An 853-nucleotide genomic window follows, 5' to 3' on the forward strand; every position below is an offset into this window, starting at 1 on the left:
AGCGCGGCGCGCAACGTCTTGCGGCGTTGCGCGAACGCCGCGTCGATGACGGCAAACACTTCCCGGCGCGGGGCGCGGGTCACCGGCGGCTGCCCGCGGGTGAACTCCACCAGCCCGGAAGCGATCTTGGGTGCGGGCCAGAACACGTTCATGCCGATCACCCCTGCCTTGCGCATGGTGCCGTACCACGCGGCCTTGACGCTGGGCACACCGTAAATCTTGGAGCCGGGCTTGGCCGCGAGCCGGTCGGCCACCTCGTCCTGCACCATGACCAGTCCGTGCCGCAGCGACGGGAAGTGCTCCAGCAGGTGCAGCACCACCGGCACGGCCACGTTATAGGGCAGGTTGGCGACAAGCGCATCCGGGGCCTTGGGCAGTTCCCTGACCCGCAGCGCGTCCGCCAGCACCACGTCCAGGCGCCCGGCGGCATCGGGACGCCATTCGGCCGCCGTGCGTTCCAAGCGGGCGGCGAGCTTGGGATCGATTTCGACGGCGACCACGTGCCCGGCCGCGTCCAGCAGCCCGAGCGTGAGCGACCCCAGGCCGGGCCCGACCTCCAGGACTGTCTCGCCGGGGACAACATGGGCGGCAGACACGATCCGGCGAATGGTGTTGCCGTCGATCACGAAGTTTTGCCCGAGGGTCTTGGTGGGACGCACGTCCAGTTCGGCCGCGAGACGGCGGATGTCGGCCGCTCCGAGCAAGGGCCGGGTGGGGGCGGGCGCGGCTCCCCCGGCGTCGTGCCGTGCGTCGGTACCGGAGGCGGATTGGGGTTCTGTCACTGTGCCATCGTATCGGGCCGGCGGCCGCGGCCGTGGCGGCGCCGCCCGGTTAACGCACCTCGGGCCCGGGC

1 protein-coding gene is annotated in these 853 nt (G+C 71.6%); it reads right to left on the minus strand.

Annotated features, from left to right (window positions below; genetic code table 11):
- Positions 1-782 (minus strand): 16S rRNA (adenine(1518)-N(6)/adenine(1519)-N(6))-dimethyltransferase RsmA (rsmA, locus tag AC5RV2_RS18605; protein ID WP_494093557.1); only part of this gene is annotated, 782 nt, incomplete at its 3' end.
- Positions 783-853: the final 71 nt, after the last annotated feature.

Source organism: Arthrobacter sp. Y3225116 (genome assembly GCF_059091245.1).